Source organism: Modestobacter sp. L9-4 (assembly GCF_019112525.1).
Lineage (GTDB): Bacteria > Actinomycetota > Actinomycetes > Mycobacteriales > Geodermatophilaceae > Modestobacter.
In genome coordinates, this window is record NZ_CP077800.1 from 3,994,327 (window position 1) to 4,019,024 (window position 24,698).

A 24,698-nucleotide genomic window follows, 5' to 3' on the forward strand; every position below is an offset into this window, starting at 1 on the left:
GACCTCCCTGCACCACCCCACCGCTCTGACCACCCGGCGGGGTCGACGTGACCCCCCGCACCAGCGCCCCCGGGCCGTCCTCGCCGACGGTCCGGACCCGGCGCCGCGGCCAGCCGACGACGGGAGTGACACATGTCCGACCTCGCCGCCCCCACCGCAGGACAGCCGCTGCCGGCTGCCCCCTCGCCGGTCCCGTTCTCCAGCCTCCCGGCCGCCTCGGGTCTCTACGACCCGGCGCGGGAGCACGACGCCTGCGGTGTCGCCTTCGTGGCCGACGCCCGCGGACGCCGCTCCCGGTCGATCGTGGCCGCCGGGCTGACCGCGCTGCACAACCTCGACCACCGCGGCGCCGCCGGCTCCGAGCCGAACTCCGGTGACGGCGCGGGCATCCTCACCCAGGTGCCCGACGGGCTGCTGCGGGCCAGTGTCGGCTTCGACCTGCCCCCGGCCGGCGAGTACGCCGTCGGCATCGCGTTCCTGCCGACGGACGCCGACGAGCGGGCGTCGGTCGTCGACACCGTCACCGCGATCGCCGCGGAGGAGGGGCTCACCGTCCTCGGCTGGCGCGAGCTGCCGGTCGACCCCGACGGTGCCGACCTCGGCCCCACCGCGCGCGCGGTCATGCCGCACTTCGCCCAGCTGTTCGTCGCCGAGACCACCGGCGCCCGCGCCGACGCGGCCGCCTTCGGTGGCACCACGGCCCCGAACGGCGTCACCCGGCTGGAGCGCCGGGCGTTCGTGCTGCGCAAGCGGGTCGAGCGGGCCGCCCGCGAGGCCGGCAGCAGCTGCTACGTCGCCTCGCTGTCCTCGCGCACCCTCACCTACAAGGGCATGCTGACCACCGACCAGCTGCCGGCGTTCTTCCCCGACCTGCGAGACGAGCGCTACGAGTCGGCGATCGCCCTGGTGCACAGCCGGTTCTCCACCAACACCTTCCCGAGCTGGCCGCTGGCGCACCCGTTCCGGTTCATCGCCCACAACGGCGAGATCAACACCATCAAGGGCAACCGCAACCGCATGCGGGCCCGTGAGGCGAAGCTGGAGACCGGGCTGTTCGACGGCCCGGCCGGCCCGGCCAGCGAGCTCGGCCTGGAGCGCATCTTCCCGGTCACCGCCAGCGACTTCAGCGACTCGGCCACCTTCGACGAGGTGCTCGAGCTGCTGCACCTGTCCGGGCGTTCACTGCCGCACGCGGTGCTGATGATGATCCCGGAGGCGTGGGAGAACCACGCCGAGATGGACGCCGCCCGCCGCGCGTTCTACCGCTTCCACTCCTCGATCATGGAGCCCTGGGACGGTCCGGCCTGCGTCGCGTTCACCGACGGCACGCTGATCGGCGCCGTCCTGGACCGCAACGGCCTGCGCCCGGGCCGCTGGTGGCGCACCAAGGACGACCTGGTCGTGCTGGCCAGCGAGGCCGGGGTGCTCGACATCCCCGCCGGCGACGTCGTGGCCAAGGGCCGGCTGCAGCCGGGCCGGATGTTCCTCGTCGACACCGCCGCCGGGCGGATCGTCGGCGACGAGGAGGTCAAGGGCGACCTGGCCACCGCCGAGCCCTACGAGGACTGGCTGCACGCCGGCCTGGTGCACCTGCCCACGCTGCCCGACCGCCGCCGCGCGCGGCCCAGCCACGAGTCCGTCGTGCGCCGGCAGCAGCTCTTCGGCTACACCGAGGAGGAGCTGCGCATCCTGGTGCAGCCGATGGCGGCCAGCGGTGCCGAGCCGATCGGCTCGATGGGCAGCGACACCCCGATCGCGTCGCTGTCGGACCGCTCCCGGCAGCTCTACGACTACTTCAGCCAGCTCTTCGCCCAGGTCACCAACCCGCCGCTGGACGCCATCCGCGAGGAGCTGGTGACCAGCCTGGGCCGCACCTTCGGCCCGGAGCAGAGCCTGCTGGGCGCCACCCCGGCGTCCTGCCGGCAGGTGTTCCTGCCCTACCCGGTCATCGACAACGACGAGCTGGCCAAGATCCTGCACATCGACGACGACGGCGACCTGCCCGGCTTCGCCGCCGTGCGGATCACCGGCCACTTCGACGTCACCGGTGGGGGAGCGGCGCTGGCCCAGGCGATCACCGACCTGCGCACCAAGGTCAGCAAGGCCATCGCCGCCGGTGCCCGGGTCATCGTGCTGTCCGACCGCGACAGCGACGAGAAGCGCGCGCCGATCCCGTCGCTGTTGATGACCGCCGCCGTCCACCACCACCTGGTGCGCGAGCGCACCCGGATGGAGGTCGGCCTGGTCGTGGAGACCGGCGACTGCCGCGAGGTGCACCACGTCGCGCTGCTGCTGGGCTACGGCGCGGCCGCGGTCAACCCCTACCTGGCCTTCGAGAGCGTCGAGGACCTGATCCGCACCGGCACCCTCACCGGGGTGCAGCCGGCGCAGGCCGTCCGCAACGTGGTCAAGGCCATGGGCAAGGGCGTGCTGAAGGTGATGAGCAAGATGGGCATCAGCACCGTCGGCTCGTACACGATGGCGCAGATCTTCGAGACCGTCGGCCTGAGCAAGGCCGTCGTCGAGGAGTACTTCACCGGCACCCCGGCCACCCTGGACGGCGTCGGGCTCGACGTCCTCGCCGAGGAGGTGGCCATGCGCCACCGCCGGGCCTGGCCGCCGAACGCCACCGAGACCGCCCACCGCCGGCTGGAGACCGGTGGGGAGTACCAGTGGCGCCGCGAGGGCGAGGTGCACCTGTTCAACCCCGAGACGGTGTTCCTGCTCCAGCACGCCACCCGGTCGCGGCAGTACGACGTCTTCCAGCGGTACACCGAGGCCGTCGACGGGCTGTCGGCCAAGGCCGCCACGCTGCGCGGGCTGTTCGCGCTCAAGACCGGCGAGCGCCCCGCGCTGCCGATCGAGGAGGTGCAGCCGATCAGCGAGATCGTCAAGCGCTTCCAGACCGGGGCGATGAGCTACGGCTCGATCTCCGCCGAGGCACACGAGACGCTGGCCATCGCGATGAACCGGCTGGGTGGGCGGTCCAACAGCGGTGAGGGCGGCGAGGACGCGGCGCGCTTCGTCCCCGACGCCAACGGCGACCTGCGGCGCTCGGGCATCAAGCAGGTGGCCAGCGGCCGCTTCGGGGTGACCAGCGAGTTCCTGGTCAACGCCGACGACATCCAGATCAAGATGGCCCAGGGGGCCAAGCCCGGCGAGGGCGGCCAGCTGCCCGGCAGCAAGGTCTACCCCTGGATCGCCCGCACCCGGCACTCCACGCCCGGCGTCGGCCTGATCAGCCCGCCGCCGCACCACGACATCTACTCGATCGAGGACCTCAAGCAGCTCATCCACGACCTCAAGAACGCCAACAACGAGGCGCGGGTGCACGTCAAGCTGGTCTCGGAGTCCGGGATCGGCACGGTGGCGGCCGGGGTCAGCAAGGCCAAGGCCGACGTCGTCCTGGTCTCCGGCTTCGACGGGGGCACCGGTGCAGCACCGCTGACCTCGCTCAAGCACGCCGGCACCCCGTGGGAGATCGGCCTGGCCGAGACCCAGCAGACGCTGCTGGCCAACGGGCTGCGCGACCGGATCGTGGTGCAGGTCGACGGGCAGATGAAGACCGGCCGCGACGTCATCGTCGCCGCGCTGCTGGGTGCCGAGGAGTTCGGCTTCGCCACCGCACCGCTGGTGGTCGAGGGCTGCGTGATGATGCGCGTCTGCCACCTCGACACCTGCCCGGTCGGCGTCGCGACGCAGAACCCGGAGCTGCGCAAGCGGTTCACCGGGCAGCCGGAGTTCGTCGTGACGTTCTTCGAGTTCATCGCCCAGCAGGTGCGCGAGTACCTCGCGGCCCTCGGCTTCCGCTCGATCGACGAGGCCGTCGGGCACGCCGAGCTGCTCGACGTCGCCCCGGCGGTCGACCACTGGAAGGCCTCGGGCATCGACCTGAGCCCGATCGTCGCCGTCCCGGACATGCCCGAGGGCACCCCGCGGCGCAAGGTGCGCGACCAGGACCACGGGCTGGACGTCGCCCTGGACCAGACGTTGATCCAGCTCTGCGAGGGCGCGCTGCTCGACGCCCGCCCGGTGCACCTGGAGCTGCCGGTGCGCAACGTCAACCGCACCGTCGGCACGATGCTGGGCTCGATGGTCACCCGCCGCTTCGGTGGCGAGGGGCTGCCCGACGGCACGATCGACCTGACCTTCACCGGGTCGGCCGGTCAGTCCTTCGGCGCCTTCCTGCCGCGCGGGATCACCATGACCCTGGTCGGCGACGCCAACGACTACGTCGGCAAGGGGCTGTCCGGCGGGCACATCGTCGTCCGCCCGGCCCCGGAGGCGACCTTCGCCGCGGAGGACAACGTCATCGCCGGCAACGTCATCGGCTACGGCGCGACCTCCGGCGAGCTGTTCCTGCGCGGCCGGGTGGGGGAGCGGTTCTGCGTCCGCAACTCCGGTGCCCTGGCCGTCGTCGAGGGCGTGGGCGACCACGCGCTCGAGTACATGACCGGCGGGAGCGCGGTGATCCTGGGCGAGACCGGGCGCAACATCGCCGCCGGCATGTCCGGTGGCGTCGCCTACGTCCTCGACCTCGCCCACCACCGGGTCAACCGGGAGATGGTGGAGGTCGAGACGCTCGACGCCGAGGCGTCGCAGTGGCTGCGGGAGGTGCTGGTGCGCTACCGCGCGGCCACCGGCTCGACCGTGGCCAGCAGCCTGCTCGCCGACTGGGGCCGCTGGTCCGAGCGGTTCAGCGTGATCATGCCGCGTGACTACCGGCGCGCCCTGGAGGCCCGACGGGCCGCCGAGGCCGCCGGGCACGACGTGGACCGAGCTGTCATGGAGGCCGCACGTGGTTGATGCAACGGGGTTCCTGAAGTTCGACCGGCAGACGCCGCCGCGGCGCCCGGTCGACCTGCGCCTGCTGGACTGGAAGGAGGTGTACCTCACCCGCGACACCGGGGAGGACGCCGTCTTCCCGGTGCAGGCCGTCCGCGAGCAGGCGGCGCGCTGCATGGACTGCGGCATCCCGTTCTGCCACCACGGCTGCCCGCTGGGCAACCTGATCCCGGAGTGGAACGACCTCGCTCGCCGGGACGACTGGCGGGAGGCGATCGAGCGGCTGCACGCGACGAACAACTTCCCGGAGTTCACCGGGAAGCTCTGCCCCGCACCCTGCGAGTCCGCGTGCGTGCTCAACCTGGACAACGCGCCGGTCACCATCAAGAACATCGAGTGGGAGATCATCGACCAGGCCTTCGTCAACGGCTGGGTCACCCCGCAGCCGCCGGCGGAGCTCACCGGTCGCAAGGTCGCCGTCGTCGGGTCCGGGCCGGCCGGCCTGGCTGCCGCGCAGCAGCTCACCCGGGCCGGGCACGAGGTCACCGTCTTCGAGCGGGACGACCGGATCGGCGGGCTCATCCGCTACGGCATCCCCGAGTTCAAGATGGAGAAGCGCCACCTGGACCGGCGGCTGGACCAGATGCGCGCCGAGGGCACCCGCTTCGTCACCGACGTCAACGTCGGCGGCACCGGCGAGGGCGCGGTGACCACCGAGCAGCTGCGCGAGGAGTTCGACGCCGTCGTCCTGGCCATCGGCACGCCGGTGGCGCGGGACCTGCCGCTGCCCGGCCGTGACCTGGCCGGCGTCCACTTCGCCATGGAGTTCCTGCCCGGGGGCAACCTCGAGGCACTCGGCGAGCTCGACGACCCGCCGATCAACGCCCGCGGCAAGAACGTGGTCATCATCGGCGGCGGCGACACCGGCGCGGACTGCCTCGGCACCGCGCTGCGCCAGGGCGCGGCGACGGTGGCCCAGCTGGACTACAAGCCGGCCCCGGCCGGCAGCCGTCCGCAGGACAACCCGTGGCCGACCTACGAGATGATCCTGCGGGTCTCCCCGGCCCACGAGGAGGGCGGCGACCGCCTCTTCGCGGTCAACACCGAGCGCTTCCTCGACGACGGCGAGGGCAACGTCCGCGCGCTGGAGGTCGTCGAGATCGAGGTCGTCGACGGCAAGCGGCAGCCCAGGCCGGGCAGCACCCGCGAGCTGCCGGCCGACCTGGTGCTGCTGGCGCTGGGCTACACCGGCCCGGAGACCGTGGGCCTGGTGGAGCAGCTGGGCTGCGGCGTCGACGAGCGCGGCCGGGTGGCTCGGGACGACGAGTACATGTCCACCGTCCCCGGGGTCTTCGTGGCCGGTGACATGGGCCGCGGCCAGTCGCTCATCGTCTGGGCGATCGCCGAGGGCCGCGCCGCCGCGGGTGCGGTCGACAACTGGCTGACCGGCGACTCGATGCTGCCCCGGCCGGTCACGCCGACCGCCGCCCCGCTGTCCTGAGGCAGGGTCCCGCCGCCCCCCGTGACGTGCTCCGCACGCCGCGACGGGCGGCGGGGTCCTCCCCGCCCCTCAGGACGTCTGGAACGACTCCCGCCCCTCCGGGGGACACGGCGGACCCGGTCCGCCGTCTCCCTCGGAGGGGCGACTAGTTTCTGCCCCATGTCACGTCGCGCGAAGATCGTCTGCACGCTGGGCCCGGCCACCGCCTCGCTGGAGCAGATCACCGCCCTCGTCGAGGCCGGCATGGACGTCGCCCGCCTCAACTTCAGCCACGGCAAGCACGCCGACCACGAGACGGCCTACCGCCTCGTGCGCCAGGCCAGCGACAAGGTCGGCCGCGCAGTGGCGATCCTCGCCGACCTGCAGGGCCCCAAGATCCGCCTCGGCACCTTCGAGAACGGGCCGGTGGTCTGGGAGACCGGCAGCCGGGTCTGCGTCACCGTCGAGGACGTCCCCGGCACCGCCGAGCGCGTCTCGACCACCTACAAGGACCTGGCCAACGACGCCCGCGTCGGTGACCGGCTGCTCGTCGACGACGGCAAGATCGCCCTCACCGTCGTCGAGGTCTCCGGGCCCGACGTGTTCTGCCTGGTCCTCGAGGGCGGGCCGGTGTCGAACAACAAGGGCCTGTCGCTGCCCGGTGTCGCCGTCAGCGTCCCGGCCATGTCCGACAAGGACACCGCCGACCTGCGCTTCGCGCTCTCCCTCGGCGTCGACTTCATCGCCCTGTCCTTCGTCCGGCACGCCAAGGACGTCGAGCTGGTGCGCGAGGTCATGCGCCAGGAGGACGTCGAGGTCCCGGTGATCGCCAAGCTGGAGAAGCCCGAGGCCATCGAGAACCTCGACGCCATCTGCGACGCGTTCGACGGCGTCATGGTCGCCCGCGGCGACCTGGGCGTGGAGCTGCCGCTCGAGCAGGTGCCGATGGTGCAGAAGCGCGCCGTCCAGGCCGCCCGCGAGCGCAACAAGCCGGTCATCGTGGCCACGCAGATGCTCGAGTCGATGATCGAGAACTCCCGGCCGACCCGCGCCGAGGCCTCCGACGTCGCCAACGCCGTCCTCGACGGTGCCGACGCGGTGATGCTGTCCGGGGAGACCTCGGTCGGCAAGTTCCCGATCGTGGCGGTCAAGACGATGGAGCGCATCATCGCCGCCGTCGAGACCGACGAGATCCTCGCCCCGCCGCTCAAGCACGCCACCCACTCCCGCCCCGGCGCCATGGTCCGCGCGGCCAAGGACGTCGGCGAGGCGCTGAACGTGGCGGCGCTCGCGGCGTTCACCTCCACCGGCCGCAGCGCGCAGCGCCTGGCGTCGGTGAAGACCCGGCTGCCGATCCTCGCCTTCACCACCGACCCGCGGGTGCGCAGCCGGCTGGCGCTGTCGTGGGGCGTGGAGACCTTCCTGGTCCCCGAGGTCACCCACACCGACGACATGGTCGGTCAGGTCGACTTCTCGCTGCTGTCCATCGGCCGGCTCAACGAGGGCGACCAGGTCGTCATCGTCGCCGGCAGCCCGCCCAACATGGCCGGTACCACCAACCTGGTGCGGGTGCACGAGGTGGGTTCCGAGGCGTGACCGCCGGGGACGTGCGGGACGGCGGCGCGCCGGGGGACACCCCGGCCGCCGGGCTGATGGTGGTGCTGGACCTGGAGGAACGGGGTCCGGACCTCTACGTCGGCACCACGCCCCGCACGCCCCTGCAGCGGATCTTCGGTGGGCAGGTCGCGGCGCAGGCACTGGCCGCGGCCAACGCCACGGTGTCCGCCGAGCGGGTGGTGCACTCGCTGCACTCCTACTTCCTGCGGCCCGGTGACCCGCACGAGGAGATCCGCTACGAGGTGGACCGGATCCGCGAGGGCCGGTCGTTCAGCACCCGGCGCGTGGTGGCCCGCCAGACCCGCAAGGGCTCCGACGTCGCCATCTTCGCGCTGACCGCGGACTTCACCGCCGGTGAGCGGCCGCTGGTCGAGCACTCGCTGCCGATGCCCGAGGTGCCCGGACCGGAGTCGCTGCCCGGGCTGGCCGAGGTCGCCGCCGCCCACCCCGAGCAGGGTGCGGTGCTCCGCGTGCTGGAGCGGGCGGTGGAGCAGCGCTACCTGGCCGACCCGTTCGACCCCCAGCCGCGGCTGCCCCCGAACACCGCCTCGCGGGTCTGGTTCCGGGTCGCCGGCCGGCTGCCCGACGACGACGCCGTCCACGCCGCGGCGCTGACCTTCGTCAGCGACCTGACGCTGCTGTCGGCCGGGCTCGCCCGGATCGGTGGCGGCTGGAGCGGGACGACGATCGGCGCGAGCCTGGACCACGCCGTCTGGTTCCACCGGCCGGTGCGGGCCGACGAGTGGTTCCTCTACGAGACCGACAGCCCCGCGGCCGCCAGCGGCCGGGCGCTGTGCTTCGGGCAGATCTGGGCCGCCGATGGGACCCACGTGGCCACCGCCGTCCAGGAGGGGCTCATCCGCTCCCTGGAGTGAGCCCGGCCGAGTGCGCCGGGTGTGCGCCCAGCGGGGTCACCGGGACCCGGCGAGCCCGCTGAGGGCACGGTGGGCGTCAGTCCGTCTGCTGGGCCTCCGCCTGGGCCCGGGACTCGTCCCAGTCGGCGGGGGTCTCGACGGCGGGGGCCTCGAGGTGCGGGGTCTCGGCGTGCGCAGTCTCGAGATCCGGGGTCTCGGCGGCCGGGACGGGGACCTCGCTGGTGACCGTCGTCGGTGCGGGCTGGTCGGCCGACGCGGTCTGCGGTGCCGGCGTGACATCTGCGACCTCGTCGGGCTGCTCCTGACCTGCCTCGTCCGGCGCTGCCTGCTCCGGTGCCCCCTCCTGCGCCGCCTGCTCCTGCGCTGCCTGGTCCTGCGCTGCCTGCTCGCGTGCGGCCTGCTCGCGCTCCGCCCGCTCCTGCTCGGCCCGGGCGCGCTCGGCGGCCTCGGCCTCCCGCTGCTCGCGCGCCTGCTCCTCGAAGTCGTTGGCCAGCCAGTCGTGGCCCTCGCACAGCAGCGCCCACAGCCGCTCGACGTGCGCCCGGGTGGTCGCCGGGGCACCGATGGCCACCCGCAGCACCGCAGCGCCGTCGACGGTCGTGTGGGTCAGGAAGACCTCGCCGCCGTCGTTGAGCCGCTCCAGCAGCGTCATCGTGGCCACGTCGGCGTCCACGCCGCGTGCCCAGCGCGGCTGCAGGCAGACCAGCGACAGCGGGTGCGGGGCGGCGACGTCGAACCGCTCGTCCGCCGCGGCCCAGCCGGCCAGCTCCTGGGCCAGCGCGACGTGCTCGCGGATGTGCGCGCGCAGGCCCTCGGCCCCGTACCAGCGGACGACGAACCACAGCTTGAGCGCCCGGAAGCGCCGCCCCAGCTCGATCTGCCAGTCGCGGTAGTCGACGACCGCACCGGCGTCGGTGGCGGCGTTGCGGAGGTACTCGGGGAGGATCGCCAGCGCGCCGGTCAGCGCCGCCCGGTCTGCCACCCAGAACAGCGTGGCGTCGAAGCCGGTGAGCAGCCACTTGTGCGCGTCGGTGGTGTAGCTGTCGGCCCACTCGACGCCGGCCTGCAGCTGCCGCAGCTCCGGCACCACGGCCGCGACCCCGGCGTAGGCGGCGTCGACGTGCAGCCACACGCCGTGCTCCTGGCAGATCGGGCCGATCTCGGCCAGCGGGTCGATCGCGGTGGTGGAGGTGGTGCCGACCGTGGCGCAGACCAGCACGGGGGTGAACCCGCGGGCGACGTCGCGCTCGATCCGGGCGGCGAGCGCGCGCGGGCTCATGGCCAGGTCGGCGTCGACCTCGACGACCCGGATCGCCTCGGTGCCCAGGCCCGCGATGCGGGCGGCCTTCTCCATCGAGCTGTGGGTCTGCGCGGAGACGTAGACCGTCTGGTCCTCCGGGCGCACCCCGTGCCGCAGCGTGGCGCCCCTGCTCACCCGGTGCAGCGCGGCCAGCAGCGCGATCAGGTTCGCCCCGGAGCTGGAGTCCTGGACGACGCCGCCGCCGGTGCCGGTGGAACGGAAGCTCGCGGGCAGGTCGAGCAGCTCGGCCAGCCAGTCCATGACCTGCTGCTCGAGCTCGGTGGCCGCGGGGCTGGTCACCCAGGACATGCCCTGCACGCCCAGGCCCGCGCTCAGCAGGTCACCGAGGACGGAGGGCCCGGAGGTGTTGGCCGGGAAGTAGCCGAAGAACCCCGGGTGCTGCCAGTGGGTGATGCCCGGCATCACGACCCGGTCGAGGTCGGCCATGACCGCCGAGAACGGCTCGCCCTGCTCCGGCGCGGAGTCGGGCAGCGCGGCCCGCACGTCGCCGGGGGAGACCTGCGACCGGACGGGGAACTCGCCGACGCGGCCCCAGTAGTCGGCGATCCAGTCGACGACCTCGTGGCCGTGCTGGCGGAACTCCTCGGGGGTCATGTGTCCGGTCACGCGGTCACGGTATTGGCCGGGGGCCGAGGTCGTGGCGGTGGGGCGCCGGGCCGCGGGCCCACGTCCTCCTGCGGCACCGACGGCAGGGGCGACCCGGCCTGCACGTGCGAGGCGGCCGCTCCACGGCGGACCGCGCTCGTCCTGGGGTGCCCCCGGTGCGACTCGAACGCACACTGCGCGGGTTTTGAATCCGCTCCCTCTGCCGATTGGGGTACGGGGGCCGGCACGACCGGGTGAGCTGGCAGCCTATCGGGCCCTGCGCCCGGCTCGTCGGCCGATAGGATCACCGCGTGACCAACGCACCGACCAGGGTCCTCATCGCCGAGGACGAGGCTCTCATCCGTCTCGACCTCAAGGAGATGCTGGAGGAGGAGGGCTACGTCGTCGTCGCCGAGGTCGGTGACGGCCAGGCGGCCGTCGACCAGGCCCAGCAGCTGCGACCCGACCTCGTCATCCTCGACGTCCAGATGCCCGTGCTGGACGGTATCGCCGCCGCCGAGCAGATCGCCTCCGCCCGGATCGCCCCGGTGATCGTGCTGACCGCCTTCAGCCAGCGCGAGCTGGTGGAGCGCGCCCGCGACGCCGGCGCGATGGCCTACCTCGTCAAGCCGTTCAACAAGAACGACCTCGTCCCGGCGATCGAGGTCGCCGTGGGCCGCTTCCAGGAGATGCACGCCCTCGACGCCGAGGTCACCGACCTCAAGGAGCGGCTGGAGGCGCGCAAGGTCGTCGAGCAGGCCAAGGGCCGCCTGATGGCCGAGCGCGGCATCACCGAGGCCGAGGCGTTCCGCTGGATCCAGCGCACCGCCATGAACGAGCGCACGTCGATGCGCGCGCTCTCCGAGGCGATCCTCGCCACGGAGACGCCGGCGGGCGACAGTGCGTCGGTGACGGGTCCCGCCGGGGTCTGACCGGTGACGCCGGGGTGACGACCCCGGCGTGTTGCGCCGATGTGTCGGCGTGTCCGCCGTGTGGCACCGGTGCGACGCGGAGGTCACGACCTCATCACGGTGCACACAGCAGTGCTCTCCACCCGATCGGTGGCGGTTAGGTTTCTCCCCACTGATCGGGCCCCGGCAGGCGCACCTGGCCTGCCGCGGGGCGATGGAGACGTACTCACACCCCTCGGGAGTTTCTTGATGCGCACAGGCACGATCGCCCGCGCCACCGCCCTCTCCGGCGCGGCACTGCTCGCCCTGAGCGCCTGCGGCGGCAGCAGCGACGACGCGGCCGGCAGCTCCGCCGGAGCCTCCGCCGGCGGCTCGTCCGCTGCCACCGGCGGCGGGGCCAAGCAGGTCAACGTCTACGGCACCGACGGCAACATGGGCAACGCCCTCGGCGAGGACTTCCAGGCCCAGGGCGCACTGGCCGGCATGAAGGGCACCACGCCCCTCACGAAGCTCGGGCCGGACTTCACCGACCGGCTCAAGAAGGTCGACCCGAACCTCAAGGACTTCAACTACGCCGGTGAGTCCTACGACGCCGTGATGCTGATCGCCATGGCCTCGCAGTCGGCCGGCAGCACGGACGCGCGCACCTTCGGGCCCTACGTCAACGCCCTCACCGTGGGTGGCGACAAGTGCTCCGACTTCGCCGCCTGCGTGGAGATCATCAAGGCCGGCGGGAACGTCGACTACGACGGCATCTCCGGTCCGCTGAGCTTCGCCGAGGCCGGGGAGCCGGCCCAGGCCAGCTTCGGTCTGCTGCAGTTCGGCACCGACAACGCCCTCGACGACAGCAAGACCAACTTCGTCATCGCCGGTGACGAGGCCAACGCCACCACCGAGGCCGGCCCTGCGCCGGTCGCGGCGGGCGCCACCACCGACAAGCCGCTCACCATCGGCACCCTGCTGCCCGAGACCGGCAACCTCGCCTTCCTCGGCCCGCCGGAGGTCGCCGGCGTCCAGCTGGCGATCAACGACATCAACGCCGCGGGCGGTGTCCTCGGCCAGCCGATCACGCTGGTGACCGGTGACTCCGGTGACGCCTCCACCGACACCGCCACCCAGACCGTCGACCGCCTCCTGCAGTCCGGCGTCAACGCGATCGTCGGTGCCGCGTCCTCCGGTGTCAGCCTGACCGTGATCGACACGATCACGCAGGCCGGCGTCATGCAGATCTCCCCGGCGAACACGTCCGACCAGTTCACCGACTACGCCGACCAGGGGCTGTACTTCCGCACCGCGCCCCCGGACACCCTGCAGGCCACCGCCCTGTCGGACCTGATCCTGCAGGACGGCAACAACACCGTCGGCATCCTCGCCACCAACGACCCGTACGGCACGGGCCTGGCGGAGAACACCAAGAACAACCTGATCGCCGGTGGTCTCTCCGAGGACTCGATCCAGACGGTCATCTACGACCCGCAGGCCGCGAACTACGACGCCGAGGTCCAGCAGATGACCACCTTCGCCCCCGACGGCATCGTCGTCATCGGGTTCGAGGAGTCCTCCCGGATCATCCAGGGTCTGAACACGAACGGCGTGGGCCCGCAGCGCTGATGCGCTGAACCCGCTCCTGGCTGCGGCCCGGCACCCCTCGGGGTGCCGGGCCGCAGTGCTGTCCAGGGGGCAGACTCGTCTCCGTGGACGACCGTGCGCCCCTGCTGGCCCGCTACCGCGAGCTGGTGCTCGACGAGCTGCCCCGCCGGGCCCGCGCCGAGCGGTGGGTCGTGACCGCCGACCACTGCTTCGGGCGGATCGTGCTCGACCACGCCGTCGGGGGCCGCTGGTACGACGTCCTGGACCGCGGCCGCTCACCGGCCTTCACGCAGCTGGACGACGCGCAGCTGCGCGCGGCGGTGGACGTGGCCGAGCGGATCTCGGCCGAGGGTGACCCGCTGCTGCGCCAGCTCGACGCGCAGAGCCTGCGCTGGCGCGGCAAGGCCGCCAAGCCCGCGCCCCGCGGCACGGCCGTCGAGCAGGCCCCGCGTGGCAAGGCCGCCGGGGCGACTCCGCGCGGCACGGCCGCCGAGCAGGCCTCGCGCGGCACGGCCGCTGAGCCGGCCCCGTGACGGTGAGCGTCGTCGCGGTGGCGCACCTGCTCCTGGTGGGCGCCTACGCGGGCTTCCAGTGGACCGTTCGGGCGCTGGTCTACCCGCAGTTCACCGCGGTCCCGGCGGACGCCTCGGCCGCCTACGAGCGCAGCCACTCCCAGCGCATCTCCCGGGTGGTCGGGCCGCTGTTCGCCGGGCAGCTGGTCACCACCGGCTGGCTGCTGCTCGACCGGCCCGAGGGAGTCCGGCTGCTGGGGGTGGTGGCCAGCGCGGTCTGCCTGGCGGCGGTGCTGGCGGTCACCGCGCTGCTGGCCGTGCCCCGGCACCGGCAGCTCACCGACGGCTTCGACGCCGCCGCCTACGCCGGGCTGCTGCGCGCCGACTCGCTGCGGGTCGCCGCGGCCACCGCCAACGCAGCCGTCAGCGCCTGGGCCGTGCTGGGCTGAGACCGTCCCGGCCGCCGCTGATCGGGTTGTGGACGTGGGGATGACGCCGTCCGGGCCCAGGTCGTCCGGGGTGAGGTCGTCCGGGCCAGGCGACCGGCCGAGGCCGGACCGGCTCGGGCCTCGTGTCGGGCCCGGGACGACGAACGGCGTCGTCCCGGGGCAGGGACGACGCCGTTCGAAGCGAGCGGGTGGAGCTACTTGGCCTTGGCCAGGGTGCCCAGGTACAGCTCGATGACCTTCGGGTCGTTCATCAGCGACTGGCCGGTGTCGGTGTAGGCGTTGCGGCCCTGGTCCAGCACGTAGCCGCGGTCGCAGATCTGCAGGCACCGGCGGGCGTTCTGCTCGACCATGATGATCGAGACGCCGGTGGCGTTGATCCGCCGGCAGCGGATGAACACCTCGTCCTGGTAGGCGGGGGACAGGCCCGCCGACGGCTCGTCGAGCAGCAGCACCGACGGGTCCATCATCAGCGCGCGGCCCATCGCGACCATCTGCCGCTCACCGCCGGACAGCGACCCGGCCTTGCCCTTGCGCCGCTCACCGAGCAGCGGGAACAGGTCGACGACGTAGTCGAAGCGCTCCTTGAACGACTTGGGCCGCAGGTACACGCCCATCTGCATGTTCTCCTCGATGGACAGCGAGGGGAACACGTTGTTGTTCTGCGGCACGTAGCCCACGCCCATCGACACCAGCTGGTGCGCCGGTGCACCGGTGATCGACTCACCGCGCAGCGTCACCCCACCCGAGCGCACCGGGATGAGCCCGAACAGCGTCTTCAGCAGCGTCGACTTGCCGGCACCGTTGGGCCCGATGATGCCGACGAGCTCGCCGTCCTGCAGGTAGAAGTCACAGCCACGCAGGATGTTGACCCCGGGCACGTAGCCGGCGACCAGGTCGTCGGCCCGCACCAGGGCGCCCTCGGCGAGCTTCAGGTGCTCCTCGCGGGTGGCGGCCTTCTCCGCGGGGGACAGCTCGCCGGTGGCGACGGTCTGCGCGCGGGTGACGTCCTCGCCGGTCTCGTCGACCTCGAACAGCGGCTCGCTCACACCAGACCACCCTTCTCGTCACTGCGCTCGGCATTCGGGACGTGCGGTGCGCCGTGCTCCTCGCGGGCGATCTCCGCCTCCACCTCGGCGAGGACCCGGTCCTCCTCCTCGACGGTGAGCGGGGCGTCGTGGTGCGCGCCCAGGTAGGCGTCGACGACCGCCTGGTTCTGCGAGATGGACTCCGGCGGGCCCTCGGCGATGACCTTGCCGGCGGCCATGACCACGACCCAGTCGCTGATGTCGCGGACGACGTCCATGTCGTGCTCGACGAAGATGACCGTCATGCCCTCCTCGCGGAGGTCCTTGACGTGCCCGAGCAGGCTCTGGGTCAGCGCCGGGTTCACCCCGGCCATCGGCTCGTCGAGCATGACGACCTTGGGGTCGCTCATCAGCGCGCGGGCCATCTCCAGGAGCTTGCGCTGACCGCCGGAGAGGATGCCGGCGAAGTCGTCCTTCTTGGCGTCGAGCTTGAACCGCCGGAGCAGGTCCATCGCCTTCTCGGTGTTCTCCCTCTCCTGGGCGCGCCACCCGCCGGGCACGAGGGCCCGCAGGAAGCTCTCGCCGCGCTGGCCCTGGGCGCCGAGCAGCATGTTCTGCAGCACGGTGAGCCGGGACAGCGCCTTGGTCAGCTGGAAGGTGCGCACCACGCCGAGCCGGGCCACCTGGTGGGGGGCCAGCTTGCCGAGGTCCTTGCCGTCGAAGGACCACGTGCCGGTGTTGGGCTGGTCGAAGCCGGTCATCAGGTTGAACAGCGTGGTCTTGCCGGCGCCGTTCGGTCCGATCAGGCCGGTGATGCCACCGCGCTGGATCTCGAGGTGGTCGACCGAGACCGCGGTGAGGCCACCGAAGACGCGGGTGACGCCGTCGACGACGATCGCCGGGTCGGGCTTGGCCACCCCGACCTGCCAGGGCAGGTCGGCGAGCGCAGCCTGGGCCAGCCGCTGGGGGGCGGGCCGGCCGGTCGTGGTGGCACCGCCGACAGCCGCGGCCTGGGCGGTGGACAGCTCCTCGGGCTTCGCTGCGTGGGCGCCGTGTGCGGACGGGTCAGCGGGCATCGAGCATCACCTCTCGTCGGTCACCGAAGATGCCCTGCGGTCGGAACACCAGCAACAGCATGAGCCCCAGGCCGACGAGGACGAAGCGGATCTGGGCGACGTCGGTGGAGGACAGCAGGCTCTCCGGGATGACGCCGTTGTCGATCAGCGCCCGCAGGCCCGTGTCGGCGAACTGCAGGATGAACAGCAGCAGCATCGACCCGATGACCGGGCCGAGCACGCGGGCCGCACCGCCGAGGATGAGCGCCGCGTAGGCCAGGAACGTGTTGGCGTTCTGGTACTGGTCGGGGATCGCCGACCCGGTGGCGACGGCGTAGACCATGCCGCCGAAGGCGCCGATCACACCGCCCAGCACCAGGGCCTGCATCTTGTAGGCGTAGACGTTCTTGCCCAGCGCCCGGACGGCGTCCTCGTCCTCACGGATGGCCTTGACCACCCGGCCCCAGGGGCTGCGCATGAGCTGCCAGACCAGCAGGCTGGAGAGGATCACCAGGATCCAGCCGATCAGCGCCACCCACAGCTCGCCACCGCTCCAGGACGTGCCCAGGATCTGGTGGCGGCCGGCCGGGTCCCAGGGGGCCAGGTTGATGAAGTCGGCGTTGAAGGCCGACAGGCCCCGGGTGCCACCGGTCACCGGCGTGGCCGAGACCGAGCGGAAGAGCAGGCGCAGGCCCTCCGCGGCGGCGATGGTGACGATGCTGAGGTAGTCCGCGCGCAACCGCAGGGTCGGCAGACCCAGCAGCAGCGCCAGGACCACGGCGGCGGCCACACCGACGATGACGCCGACCCAGAAGGGCAGGCCCCACATGCTGACGGAGATGGCGATGCCGAAGCCGCCGAGCATCGCGAAGGCGATCTGCCCGAAGTTCAGCAGCCCGGTGTAGCCGAAGTGCACGTTGATGCCGATGGCCAGCAGGGCGAAGAAGATCGCCTGGAAGCCGAAGAACGCCTTGCCGGCGATCGCGAACGCGTCGAGGAGCTCGGACATGGCGTCAGCCGATCCGGGCCCGGCTGCCCAGGATGCCCTGGGGCCGCAGAACGAGGATGACGATCAACAGAAGGAGCCCTCCGACGTACTTCACGTCACTGGGGATGACGAGGGTGGACATCTGCACGAACACACCGACGATGAGGCTGCCGACGAGGGCGCCGTAGGCGGTGCCGAGACCGCCGAGGGTGACGCCGGCGAACATGAGGAGCAGCAGGCGGAAGCCCATGTCCCACTGGACCTGGTCGGACAGGCCGAGCAGCACGCCACCGAGGGTGGCCAGTGCCCCGCCCATCATCCAGACCACGAGGATCACGCGGTTCACGTCGATGCCCGAGGAGGCGGCCAGGTCGCGGTTGTCCGCGACCGCCCGCATGGCCTTGCCGATCTTGGTGCGCTGCAGCATCAGGGCCACGAGCACCAGGACGACGACCGAGATGACGATCGAGGCCAGCGACCGGTTGGTCATGGTGAAGACGCCGTAGTCGACGGCCCGCTGGGTCTGGAAGTCCGCATACGGGCTGGAGAAGCCGCCGTAGACGATCTGGACCAGGTAGCGCAGCAGCATCGACAGGCCGATGGAGACGACCAGCGCCGCGACCAGGCCGGTGCCGCGGCGGCGCAGCGGCCGCCAGATGGCCAGCTCGTTGAGCGCGCCCACGGCCGCACCGACCACCATCGCGATCAGCGTGGCCGGGATCAGCGGGACGCCGGCCTTGACGTTGACGTACCAGGCGACGACCGCGCCGATGGTGACGAGCTCACCGTGGGCGAAGTTGGTCAGGCCCGTCGTGCCGTAGATCAGCGACAGGCCGACCGCGCAGACGGCGATGAGCAGGCCGAAGCGGATGCCGTCGACGAGCAGCTGGACGGCCTCGACCGACCCGCCGCCGCCGTTGGAGGTGCCGTCGGCCAGGCCGAAGAGCACCGGCTGGGCGCGGTTGGGGCCGACGGTGACGGTCAGCGTCTCGCCCTTGGACCCCAGCTCGACGCCGTCGGGCAGGGCCTTCGGGTCGATGGAGACCTTGTAGTCGCCCGGACCGGGGACCGGGACGGCGAAGCGCCCGTTGGCGTCGGTCTCGGCGGTGTCGACCGCGGCGCCGGCGGCGGTCTCGACCGTGACCGGGACCCCGGCGATGGGCCCGCTCTTGCTCGTCTGCAGGGTGCCGGTGACCGACTCGTTCGCGGCCGAGGCGACGCCCGGCACGAGCATGGCCAGCGCCATGGTGAAGGCGGCGAGCAGCAGGGTCAGGACCAGTGGACGGCGGCCGGGGAGGCCCCGGGACCGACGTCGGCGGGTGGGGACCACCGCCTGGCCGCGGTCTGCCGTGCGGCTCTGACCGTGCTCTCGGGCGCGCTGTGGCGCGTGCGTCACTCGACCTCCCAGCCGTTGATTGAGCCGGGACAGTAACCCACGCCTGTTACGCGGAACGACCTGCAGGGACACACCGTGACCTTTCTGCGACACGCCGACGTGCTACCGAACGGTCGTGCACGACCGGCCCTCAGCGGGCGGGGCGCAGCAGGCAGGTCAGCCGGACGCTGGCGGTGGGCCGGCCGGTGTCGTCGGAGACCGCGATCAGGAAGGTGGCCAGCGTCCGGCCGCGGTGCACCGGGGTGCAGACGGCGGTGACGGTGCCCGACCGCGCCGCGCCCAGGTGGCTGGCCGACAGCTCGATGCCCACGACGCCGGCCCCGGGCCCCGCGTGCAGCAGGCCGGCCACCGACCCGAGGGACTCCGCCAGGGTGCAGGTCGCCCCGCCGTGCAGGAGGCCGAAGGGCTGCTCGTTGCCGGCCACGGGCATCGTGCCGACCAGGCGGTCGGGGTCCCAGTCGACGATCTCGATGCCGAGCTTGGCGTCCAGCGGGCCGGTCAGCGGGGGCAGCCAGTCCGGGCGGGGTGTGGTCACCGGGGCACCGTAGCCAGCGGGGGAGCGCGCGGGGTCCGGACGGTCGTACCCCGGACATAGGATCGACGGCGATGTCAGCTCCGGTCGCCGCCCCCCAGTCCACCGCCGCTGCGAGCGCCGACGGCGCCCGCCCCCGGCTGCTGCTGCTCGACGGCCACTCGCTGGCCTACCGGGCCTTCTTCGCCCTGCCGGTGGAGAACTTCTCGACCACCACCGGTCAGCCGACGAACGCCGTCTACGGCTTCACGTCGATGCTGATCAACGTGCTGCGCGACGAGCAGCCCACGCACCTCGCGGTCGCCTTCGACGTCAGCCGCAAGACCTTCCGCAGCGAGATCTTCGCGGAGTACAAGGCGAACCGGTCCGAGAGCCCCACCGACTTCCGCGGCCAGGTCAGCCTGGTGCAGGAGGTCCTGGGCGCGCTGCACGTCCCGGTGATCACCGCGGAGAACTACGAGGCCGACGACGTCATCGCCACCCTCACCGTGCAGGCGGTCGAGCAGGGCATGGACGTCGCGATCTGCACCGGTGACCGCGACGCGCTGCAGCTGGTCAACGACCACGTCACCGTGCTCTACCCCCGCAAGGGCGTCTCGGACCTGACCCGGTTCACCCCGGAGGAGGTCGAGACCAAGTACGGCCTGACCCCGACGCAGTACCCGGACTTCGCCGCGCTGCGTGGCGACCCCAGCGACAACCTGCCGTCGATCCCGAGCGTGGGGGAGAAGACCGCCGCCAAGTGGATCCGGGAGTACGGGTCGCTGGACGCGCTGGTCGACCAGGTCGACACGGTCAAGGGCAAGGTCGGGGAGAAGCTGCGCGAGCACCTGTCCCAGGTGATGCAGAACCGCCGGCTCACCGAGCTGGACCGAGCAGTGCCGCTGGAGCTGGGCCCGGCCGACCTCGCCGTGCAGCCCTGGGACCGCAACGAGGTGCACACCCTCTTCGACAACCTGCAGTTCCGGGTGCTCCGCGACCGGCTGTTCGCCACCCTGGCCACCCCGGAGCCGGAGGTGGACGGCGGCTTCGACGTCACCGCCGACGTGCTGGCCGCCGGCGGGCTGGGGGAGTGGCTGGACGCGCACGCCCGCACCGGGCACACCGGCGTGGTCTTCCGCGGCACGTGGGGCCGCGGGGTGGGCGAGCTGACCGGCCTGGCGCTGGCCGCCGCCGACGACCACGCCACCTTCGTCGACCTGGGGCCGACACTGGACCCCGCCGACGAGCAGGCGCTGGCCGCCTGGCTGCGGGACCCGGCCCGGCCGAAGATCGTGCACGACGTCAAGGGCCCGCTGCTGGCGGTGTTCGAGCGCGGCTGGGACCTGCAGGGCATCGCCAGTGACACGGCGCTGGCCGCCTACCTGGCCGCGCCGGGTCAGCGGTCCTTCGACCTCCCCGACCTCGCCGTCCGCTACCTCAAGCGCGAGATCCGGGACCAGGAGGCGCAGCCCGCCCAGCTGACCCTGGACGGGCTCGGCCCCACCGAGGAGGACGTGGCCGCGGAGGCCGCGCACGCCGACGTCCTCAAGGCGGTCGCGGTCAACGACCTCTCCGACGCCCTGGAGCAGGTGCTCGGCCAGAAGGGCGGGGACCACCTGCTCACCGACATCGAGCTGCCGCTGACCCGGGTGCTCGCGTCGATGGAGCACCGCGGGATCGCCGTGGACCTGGCGTTCCTGCACGAGCTGCAGCAGGAGTTCGCCGCCGCGGTCGCCGACGCCGCGCAGGAGGCCTACGCGGTCATCGGCAAGGAGATCAACCTCGGCTCCCCCAAGCAGCTGCAGGCAGTGCTCTTCGACGAGCTGGGCCTGCCGAAGACGAAGAAGAACAAGACCGGCTACACCACCGACGCCGACGCGCTGACCTCGCTGCTGGCCTCCACCGGCCACCCGTTCCTCGAGCACCTGCTGCGGCACCGCGACGTCACCCGGCTGCGCACCGTCATCGACGGGCTCATCCCGATGGTCGACGACAACAGCCGCATCCACACCACGTTCCAGCAGACGATCGCGGCGACCGGGCGGCTGTCCTCCACCGACCCGAACCTGCAGAACATCCCGATCCGCAGTGCCGAGGGCCGCCGCATCCGGCAGGCGTTCGTCGTGGGCGCCGGCCACGAGTCGCTGATGACCGCCGACTACAGCCAGATCGAGATGCGGATCATGGCCCACCTGTCCGAGGACGCCGGCCTGATCGAGGCCTTCAGCTCGGGGGAGGACCTGCACTCCTTCGTCGCGTCGCGGGCATTCGGCATCCCGATCGAGCAGGTCGACCCGGAGATGCGCCGGCGGATCAAGGCGATGAGCTACGGGCTGGCCTACGGGCTGAGCGCCTACGGGCTGTCGGGGCAGCTGAACATCTCCGTCGAGGAGGCCCGGGAGCAGATGCACGCCTACTTCGAGCGCTTCGGCGGCATCCGTGACTACCTGGACGGCGTGGTCGACGACGCCCGGCAGACCGGCTACACCGAGACGACGCTGGGGCGGCGGCGCTACCTGCCCGACCTGACCAGCGACAACGGGCAGCGGCGGCAGATGGCCGAGCGGATGGCGCTCAACGCACCGATCCAGGGCTCGGCCGCCGACATCATCAAGGTCGCCATGCTGAAGGTGGAGAAGGCGATCGAGGACGAGGGGCTCCGGTCGCGGATGCTGCTGCAGGTCCACGACGAACTGGTGCTCGAGGTTGCCGAGGGCGAGCACGAGGCCCTGGAGACCCTGGTCCGCCGCGAGATGGCGGGTGCCGCGCAGCTGTCGGTGGCCATGGAGGTCTCCGTCGGCTTCGGGAAGACCTGGAACGACGCCGCCCACTGACGGACCCGTCCGGCCTCGTCGAACAGCTCGCCCCGGGCTCGTGAGGGGGACGAGGTCCTCCGGCTGACCACCGTCCGTCCCACCGCTGCAGTGCTGATGCGGTGGGACGGACATCGGTGCGGGAGGACGACGTCGGCGGTCGGACGACGGCGGGCGACGGTCGGCGGGGCGACGACGTCAGCAGTCCGACGAGGGCGTCCGTCGACGTCGGCGCGCCGGCTCAGGCGGTGGCGGGGCGATCCGTGCGGCGGGCCACCTCGGTGTACGGCCGGGACTGCCACAGCGCCCACTCGGCGCTGACGTCGCCGGCGGTGCGCAGCAGCAGCGGCAGGTGGTCGGCGAGCAGGGTCTCGACGGAGGTCTCCGCGGCGTGCACGGTCACGTTCATCGCCGCCCGCACCGCACCGGTCGCATCGCGCACCGGGACCGCGACCGACCGCACCCCCGGCGCCAGCTCCTCGTCGGCCAGCGCCCACCCGCGAGCTCGCACCTCGGTGAGCTCGGTGCCCAGCTGCTCCCTGGAGCGGCCGATGTAGGGCGGCAACCCCGACCTGCTGGGCTCGGCGAGGGCGGCGTCGAGCTCCGCCGCCGACAGCGCGGCCAGCAGCACCTTGCCCTGCGAGGTCTGCACGGCCGGGAACCGCGTCCCGATCTCGACCCGCAGCGCGATCAGCTTCGGCACCGCGACCCGGGCGACGTAGACGATGTCCGAGCCGTCCAGCTGGGCCATCGAGGAGGACTCGCCGCTGCGCGCGACGAGGGACTCCAGGTGTGGCCGGGCGATGTCCCACAGGCCCAGCGACCCGACGTAGGCCATGCCCAGGGTGAGCACCTTGGGGGTCAGCCGGAACTCCCCGCCGGAGCTGCGCACGAAGCCCAGCTCCTCCAGGGTGAGCAGCAGCCGGCGCGCGGTCGGCCGGGCCAGGTCGGCGGCCGCCGCCACGTCCGACAGCGACATCACCGGCCGCTCGGCGTCGAAGCAGGCCAGCACGTCCAGCCCGCGGGCCAGCGCCTCCACGAAGTCCGGCCCGGTTCCCCGACCCGCCATGTCCGCCTCCTCCCGCCGTCCGTCGTCCGGTGCCTGCGTGCCGTCCCGCCCGGTGGCGGGACGGCACCGCGGTCAGCTGGTGGTGACCTCGTCGCCGAAGAGGCTGCCGCGGGCGTCGTGCGTGCTGGCCGACTTGTACTCGGTGTAGGAGTACGGGTTGTCCAGCAGCTCGTCGCTGGGCAGCTGCGGGTTCATCCCGGCCGTCCACGCCTCCTCGCCCATCGTGGACCGCAGGTGCTCGACGGTGGCGTCGACCGTGCGGCGCACGGCGGGCAGGTCGACCCCGACGAGCTGGTGGTCGCTCTTCACCACCCGGCCGTCGACCAGGACGGTGTGCACGTCGCCGCGCTGGGCCTGGAAGGCGATGTGGCCGTAGGGGTTCAGCAGCGGGAAGGACACCGGTGAGCGGTCGTTCTTGACCAGCACGACGTCGGCCTTCTTGCCGACCTCCAGGCTGCCCAGGTCGTCGCGGCCCAGCGCCGCAGCGCCGCCGCGGGTGGCCCAGTCGACGACCTGCTCGGCGCGCAGGTGCACCGAGGTGACGGTCTCGCCCTTGACGTGGGCCTCCAGGTGCTCGCGGGACCGGTCGGCGCCCAGCGTCGTCCGCATCGCGGAGAACAGGTCGCTGCTCCACCACACGCTGGTGTCCATCGACAGCGAGACCGGGATGCCGTGCCGGCGCACCTGCCAGGTGGGCGGGTAGCCCTGCCCGGCGCTCTGCTCGGACTCCGTCGACACCGAGACCGAGCCGCCGGTGGCCGCGATCCGGTGGTAGGAGTCGGTGCTGAGCGTCGCGGCGTGCACGTAGACCGTCTCGGGGGTCATGAACCCGTGCTCGTGCATCAGCCGGATGCCGTCGTCGTTGGTCGCGCCCCACACGCCGGCGTGGGTGGTGACCGGCAGGTCCAGCTCGCGGGCGGCCTCGAACGCGGCCTTCTCCGGGAACGCCGGGTCGCCGGTGACGTCGAAGGCCAGCTGCAGCCCCAGCTTGCCCTCGTCGCGCCGACGGCGGAGGAAGGCCTGGACGCCCGGGTCGGTGGCCCACTCCCAGGGGCCGGCCTGGATGTTGCCGTAGGCGAGCACGAATCGGCCGGGGACGGCGAGCAGCGCGTCGGCGGCGGCCTCGGCGTGGTCGACGGTCTGCAGCCCGTGCGACCAGTCGACGGTGGTGGTGACCCCGGCCTCCAGCGCGTCCCAGGCCGAGAGCAGGTTGCCGGCGTGCACGTCCTCGGGGCGGAAGGCCGTGCCGTGCTCGAGGTAGTACCAGACGAAGTACTGGGTCAGGGTCCAGTCGGCGCCGTAGCCGCGCATCGTGGTCTGCCACATGTGCCGGTGGGTGTCGATCATCCCGGGCATCACGATGCCGCCGGCCGCGTCGATCTCGGCGGTGCCCTCGGGGACGTCGAGCCGGTGGCCCACCGCGGCGATGCGGTCGCCCACGACCAGGACGTCGGCGTCGGTGAGGACGGTGTGCGCAGCGTCCATGGTCAGCACGGTGCCGTTGCGCAGCACGACCGCCTGGCCGGGCGCCGGGTGGCCGACGCCGTTGTCGGACTGGGACATCGGGGATCTCCTCGGGACAGTGACGGACGACTGTCCGTCTGGCGGCCGCGTCGCCGTCGCGGGTCACCCTGGAGTGACCTGTCCCACTCTGTCAAGGGCGGAAGAGGCGGTGACCCAGTTGGCTCGAACGCCTTGACACGGCCGACCGGA

At 72.4% G+C, this 24,698-nt stretch carries 17 protein-coding genes and 1 tRNA gene; 9 read left to right on the plus strand and 9 right to left on the minus strand.

Going from position 1 to position 24,698, the window contains the following annotated elements; genetic code table 11:
* Positions 1-132 precede the first annotated feature (132 nt).
* The 4 genes from gltB (at position 133) to KUM42_RS18955 (ending at position 8,757) form a co-directional block, all read left to right on the plus strand.
* Positions 133-4,806: a glutamate synthase large subunit gene (gene gltB, locus KUM42_RS18940; protein WP_237494068.1), complete on the plus strand. Its 4,674-nt coding sequence runs from the start codon at positions 133-135 to the stop codon at positions 4,804-4,806.
* Positions 4,799-6,286 (plus strand): glutamate synthase subunit beta, encoded by a 1,488-nt coding sequence (locus KUM42_RS18945; RefSeq protein WP_237494069.1) that lies wholly within the window; start codon positions 4,799-4,801, stop codon positions 6,284-6,286. The genes gltB and KUM42_RS18945 overlap by 8 nt, the downstream gene beginning before the upstream one ends.
* A gap of 159 nt (positions 6,287-6,445) precedes the next feature.
* On the plus strand, positions 6,446-7,861 hold the full coding sequence (gene pyk, locus KUM42_RS18950; RefSeq protein WP_237494070.1) for a pyruvate kinase: 1,416 nt from the start codon (positions 6,446-6,448) through the stop codon (positions 7,859-7,861).
* Positions 7,858-8,757 (plus strand): acyl-CoA thioesterase II, encoded by a 900-nt coding sequence (locus KUM42_RS18955; protein ID WP_237494071.1) that lies wholly within the window; start codon positions 7,858-7,860, stop codon positions 8,755-8,757. The genes pyk and KUM42_RS18955 overlap by 4 nt, the downstream gene beginning before the upstream one ends.
* A gap of 76 nt (positions 8,758-8,833) precedes the next feature.
* On the opposite strand, the gene KUM42_RS18960 is transcribed toward KUM42_RS18955, so the two are convergent.
* Entirely contained in the window at positions 8,834-10,684 is a 1,851-nt protein-coding gene (locus KUM42_RS18960) for an aminotransferase class V-fold PLP-dependent enzyme (protein ID WP_237494072.1), read from the minus strand.
* 147 nt (positions 10,685-10,831) lie between these two features.
* Positions 10,832-10,905: transfer RNA gene (locus KUM42_RS18965), tRNA-Leu, on the minus strand.
* 69 nt (positions 10,906-10,974) lie between these two features.
* On the opposite strand from KUM42_RS18965, the gene KUM42_RS18970 reads away from it, so the two are divergent.
* The 4 genes from KUM42_RS18970 (at position 10,975) to KUM42_RS18985 (ending at position 14,125) form a co-directional block, all read left to right on the plus strand.
* Complete coding sequence (locus KUM42_RS18970) at positions 10,975-11,595, plus strand: ANTAR domain-containing response regulator (protein ID WP_255557520.1); 621 nt, start codon at positions 10,975-10,977, stop codon at positions 11,593-11,595.
* Positions 11,596-11,823: 228 nt separating this feature from the next.
* The gene (locus KUM42_RS18975) at positions 11,824-13,185 is read left to right on the plus strand and encodes an ABC transporter substrate-binding protein (protein ID WP_237494073.1); all 1,362 of its coding nucleotides are present in this window, start codon (positions 11,824-11,826) and stop codon (positions 13,183-13,185) included.
* An 83-nt stretch (positions 13,186-13,268) separates the two neighbouring features.
* Positions 13,269-13,697: a hypothetical protein gene (locus tag KUM42_RS18980; RefSeq protein WP_237494074.1), complete on the plus strand. Its 429-nt coding sequence runs from the start codon at positions 13,269-13,271 to the stop codon at positions 13,695-13,697.
* Positions 13,698-13,714: 17 nt separating this feature from the next.
* The gene (locus KUM42_RS18985; RefSeq protein WP_237494075.1) at positions 13,715-14,125 is read left to right on the plus strand and encodes a DUF1772 domain-containing protein; all 411 of its coding nucleotides are present in this window, start codon (positions 13,715-13,717) and stop codon (positions 14,123-14,125) included.
* 194 nt (positions 14,126-14,319) lie between these two features.
* On the opposite strand, the gene KUM42_RS18990 is transcribed toward KUM42_RS18985, so the two are convergent.
* The 5 genes from KUM42_RS18990 to KUM42_RS19010 form a co-directional block, all read right to left on the minus strand.
* A complete protein-coding gene (locus tag KUM42_RS18990) occupies positions 14,320-15,171 on the minus strand; it encodes an ABC transporter ATP-binding protein (RefSeq protein WP_237494076.1) in 852 nt (283 codons plus the stop codon).
* On the minus strand, positions 15,168-16,226 hold the full coding sequence (locus KUM42_RS18995) for an ABC transporter ATP-binding protein (protein ID WP_237494077.1): 1,059 nt from the start codon (positions 16,224-16,226) through the stop codon (positions 15,168-15,170). The genes KUM42_RS18990 and KUM42_RS18995 overlap by 4 nt, the downstream gene beginning before the upstream one ends.
* Entirely contained in the window at positions 16,216-17,214 is a 999-nt protein-coding gene (locus tag KUM42_RS19000; protein ID WP_237494078.1) for a branched-chain amino acid ABC transporter permease, read from the minus strand. Before KUM42_RS19000 ends, KUM42_RS18995 begins: the two co-directional genes overlap by 11 nt.
* A gap of 4 nt (positions 17,215-17,218) precedes the next feature.
* Entirely contained in the window at positions 17,219-18,523 is a 1,305-nt protein-coding gene (locus tag KUM42_RS19005) for a branched-chain amino acid ABC transporter permease (RefSeq protein ID WP_237494079.1), read from the minus strand.
* Between the two features lie 196 nt (positions 18,524-18,719).
* Positions 18,720-19,124 (minus strand): PaaI family thioesterase, encoded by a 405-nt coding sequence (locus KUM42_RS19010; protein ID WP_237494080.1) that lies wholly within the window; start codon positions 19,122-19,124, stop codon positions 18,720-18,722.
* A gap of 71 nt (positions 19,125-19,195) precedes the next feature.
* On the opposite strand from KUM42_RS19010, the gene polA reads away from it, so the two are divergent.
* On the plus strand, positions 19,196-21,937 hold the full coding sequence (polA, locus tag KUM42_RS19015) for a DNA polymerase I (protein WP_237494081.1): 2,742 nt from the start codon (positions 19,196-19,198) through the stop codon (positions 21,935-21,937).
* A 220-nt stretch (positions 21,938-22,157) separates the two neighbouring features.
* On the opposite strand, the gene KUM42_RS19020 is transcribed toward polA, so the two are convergent.
* On the minus strand, positions 22,158-22,985 hold the full coding sequence (locus KUM42_RS19020) for an IclR family transcriptional regulator C-terminal domain-containing protein (RefSeq protein ID WP_237494082.1): 828 nt from the start codon (positions 22,983-22,985) through the stop codon (positions 22,158-22,160).
* Positions 22,986-23,057: 72 nt separating this feature from the next.
* Positions 23,058-24,548, minus strand: coding sequence for an amidohydrolase family protein (locus KUM42_RS19025; protein ID WP_237494083.1), 1,491 nt, complete (start codon positions 24,546-24,548; stop codon positions 23,058-23,060).
* Positions 24,549-24,698 lie beyond the last annotated feature (150 nt).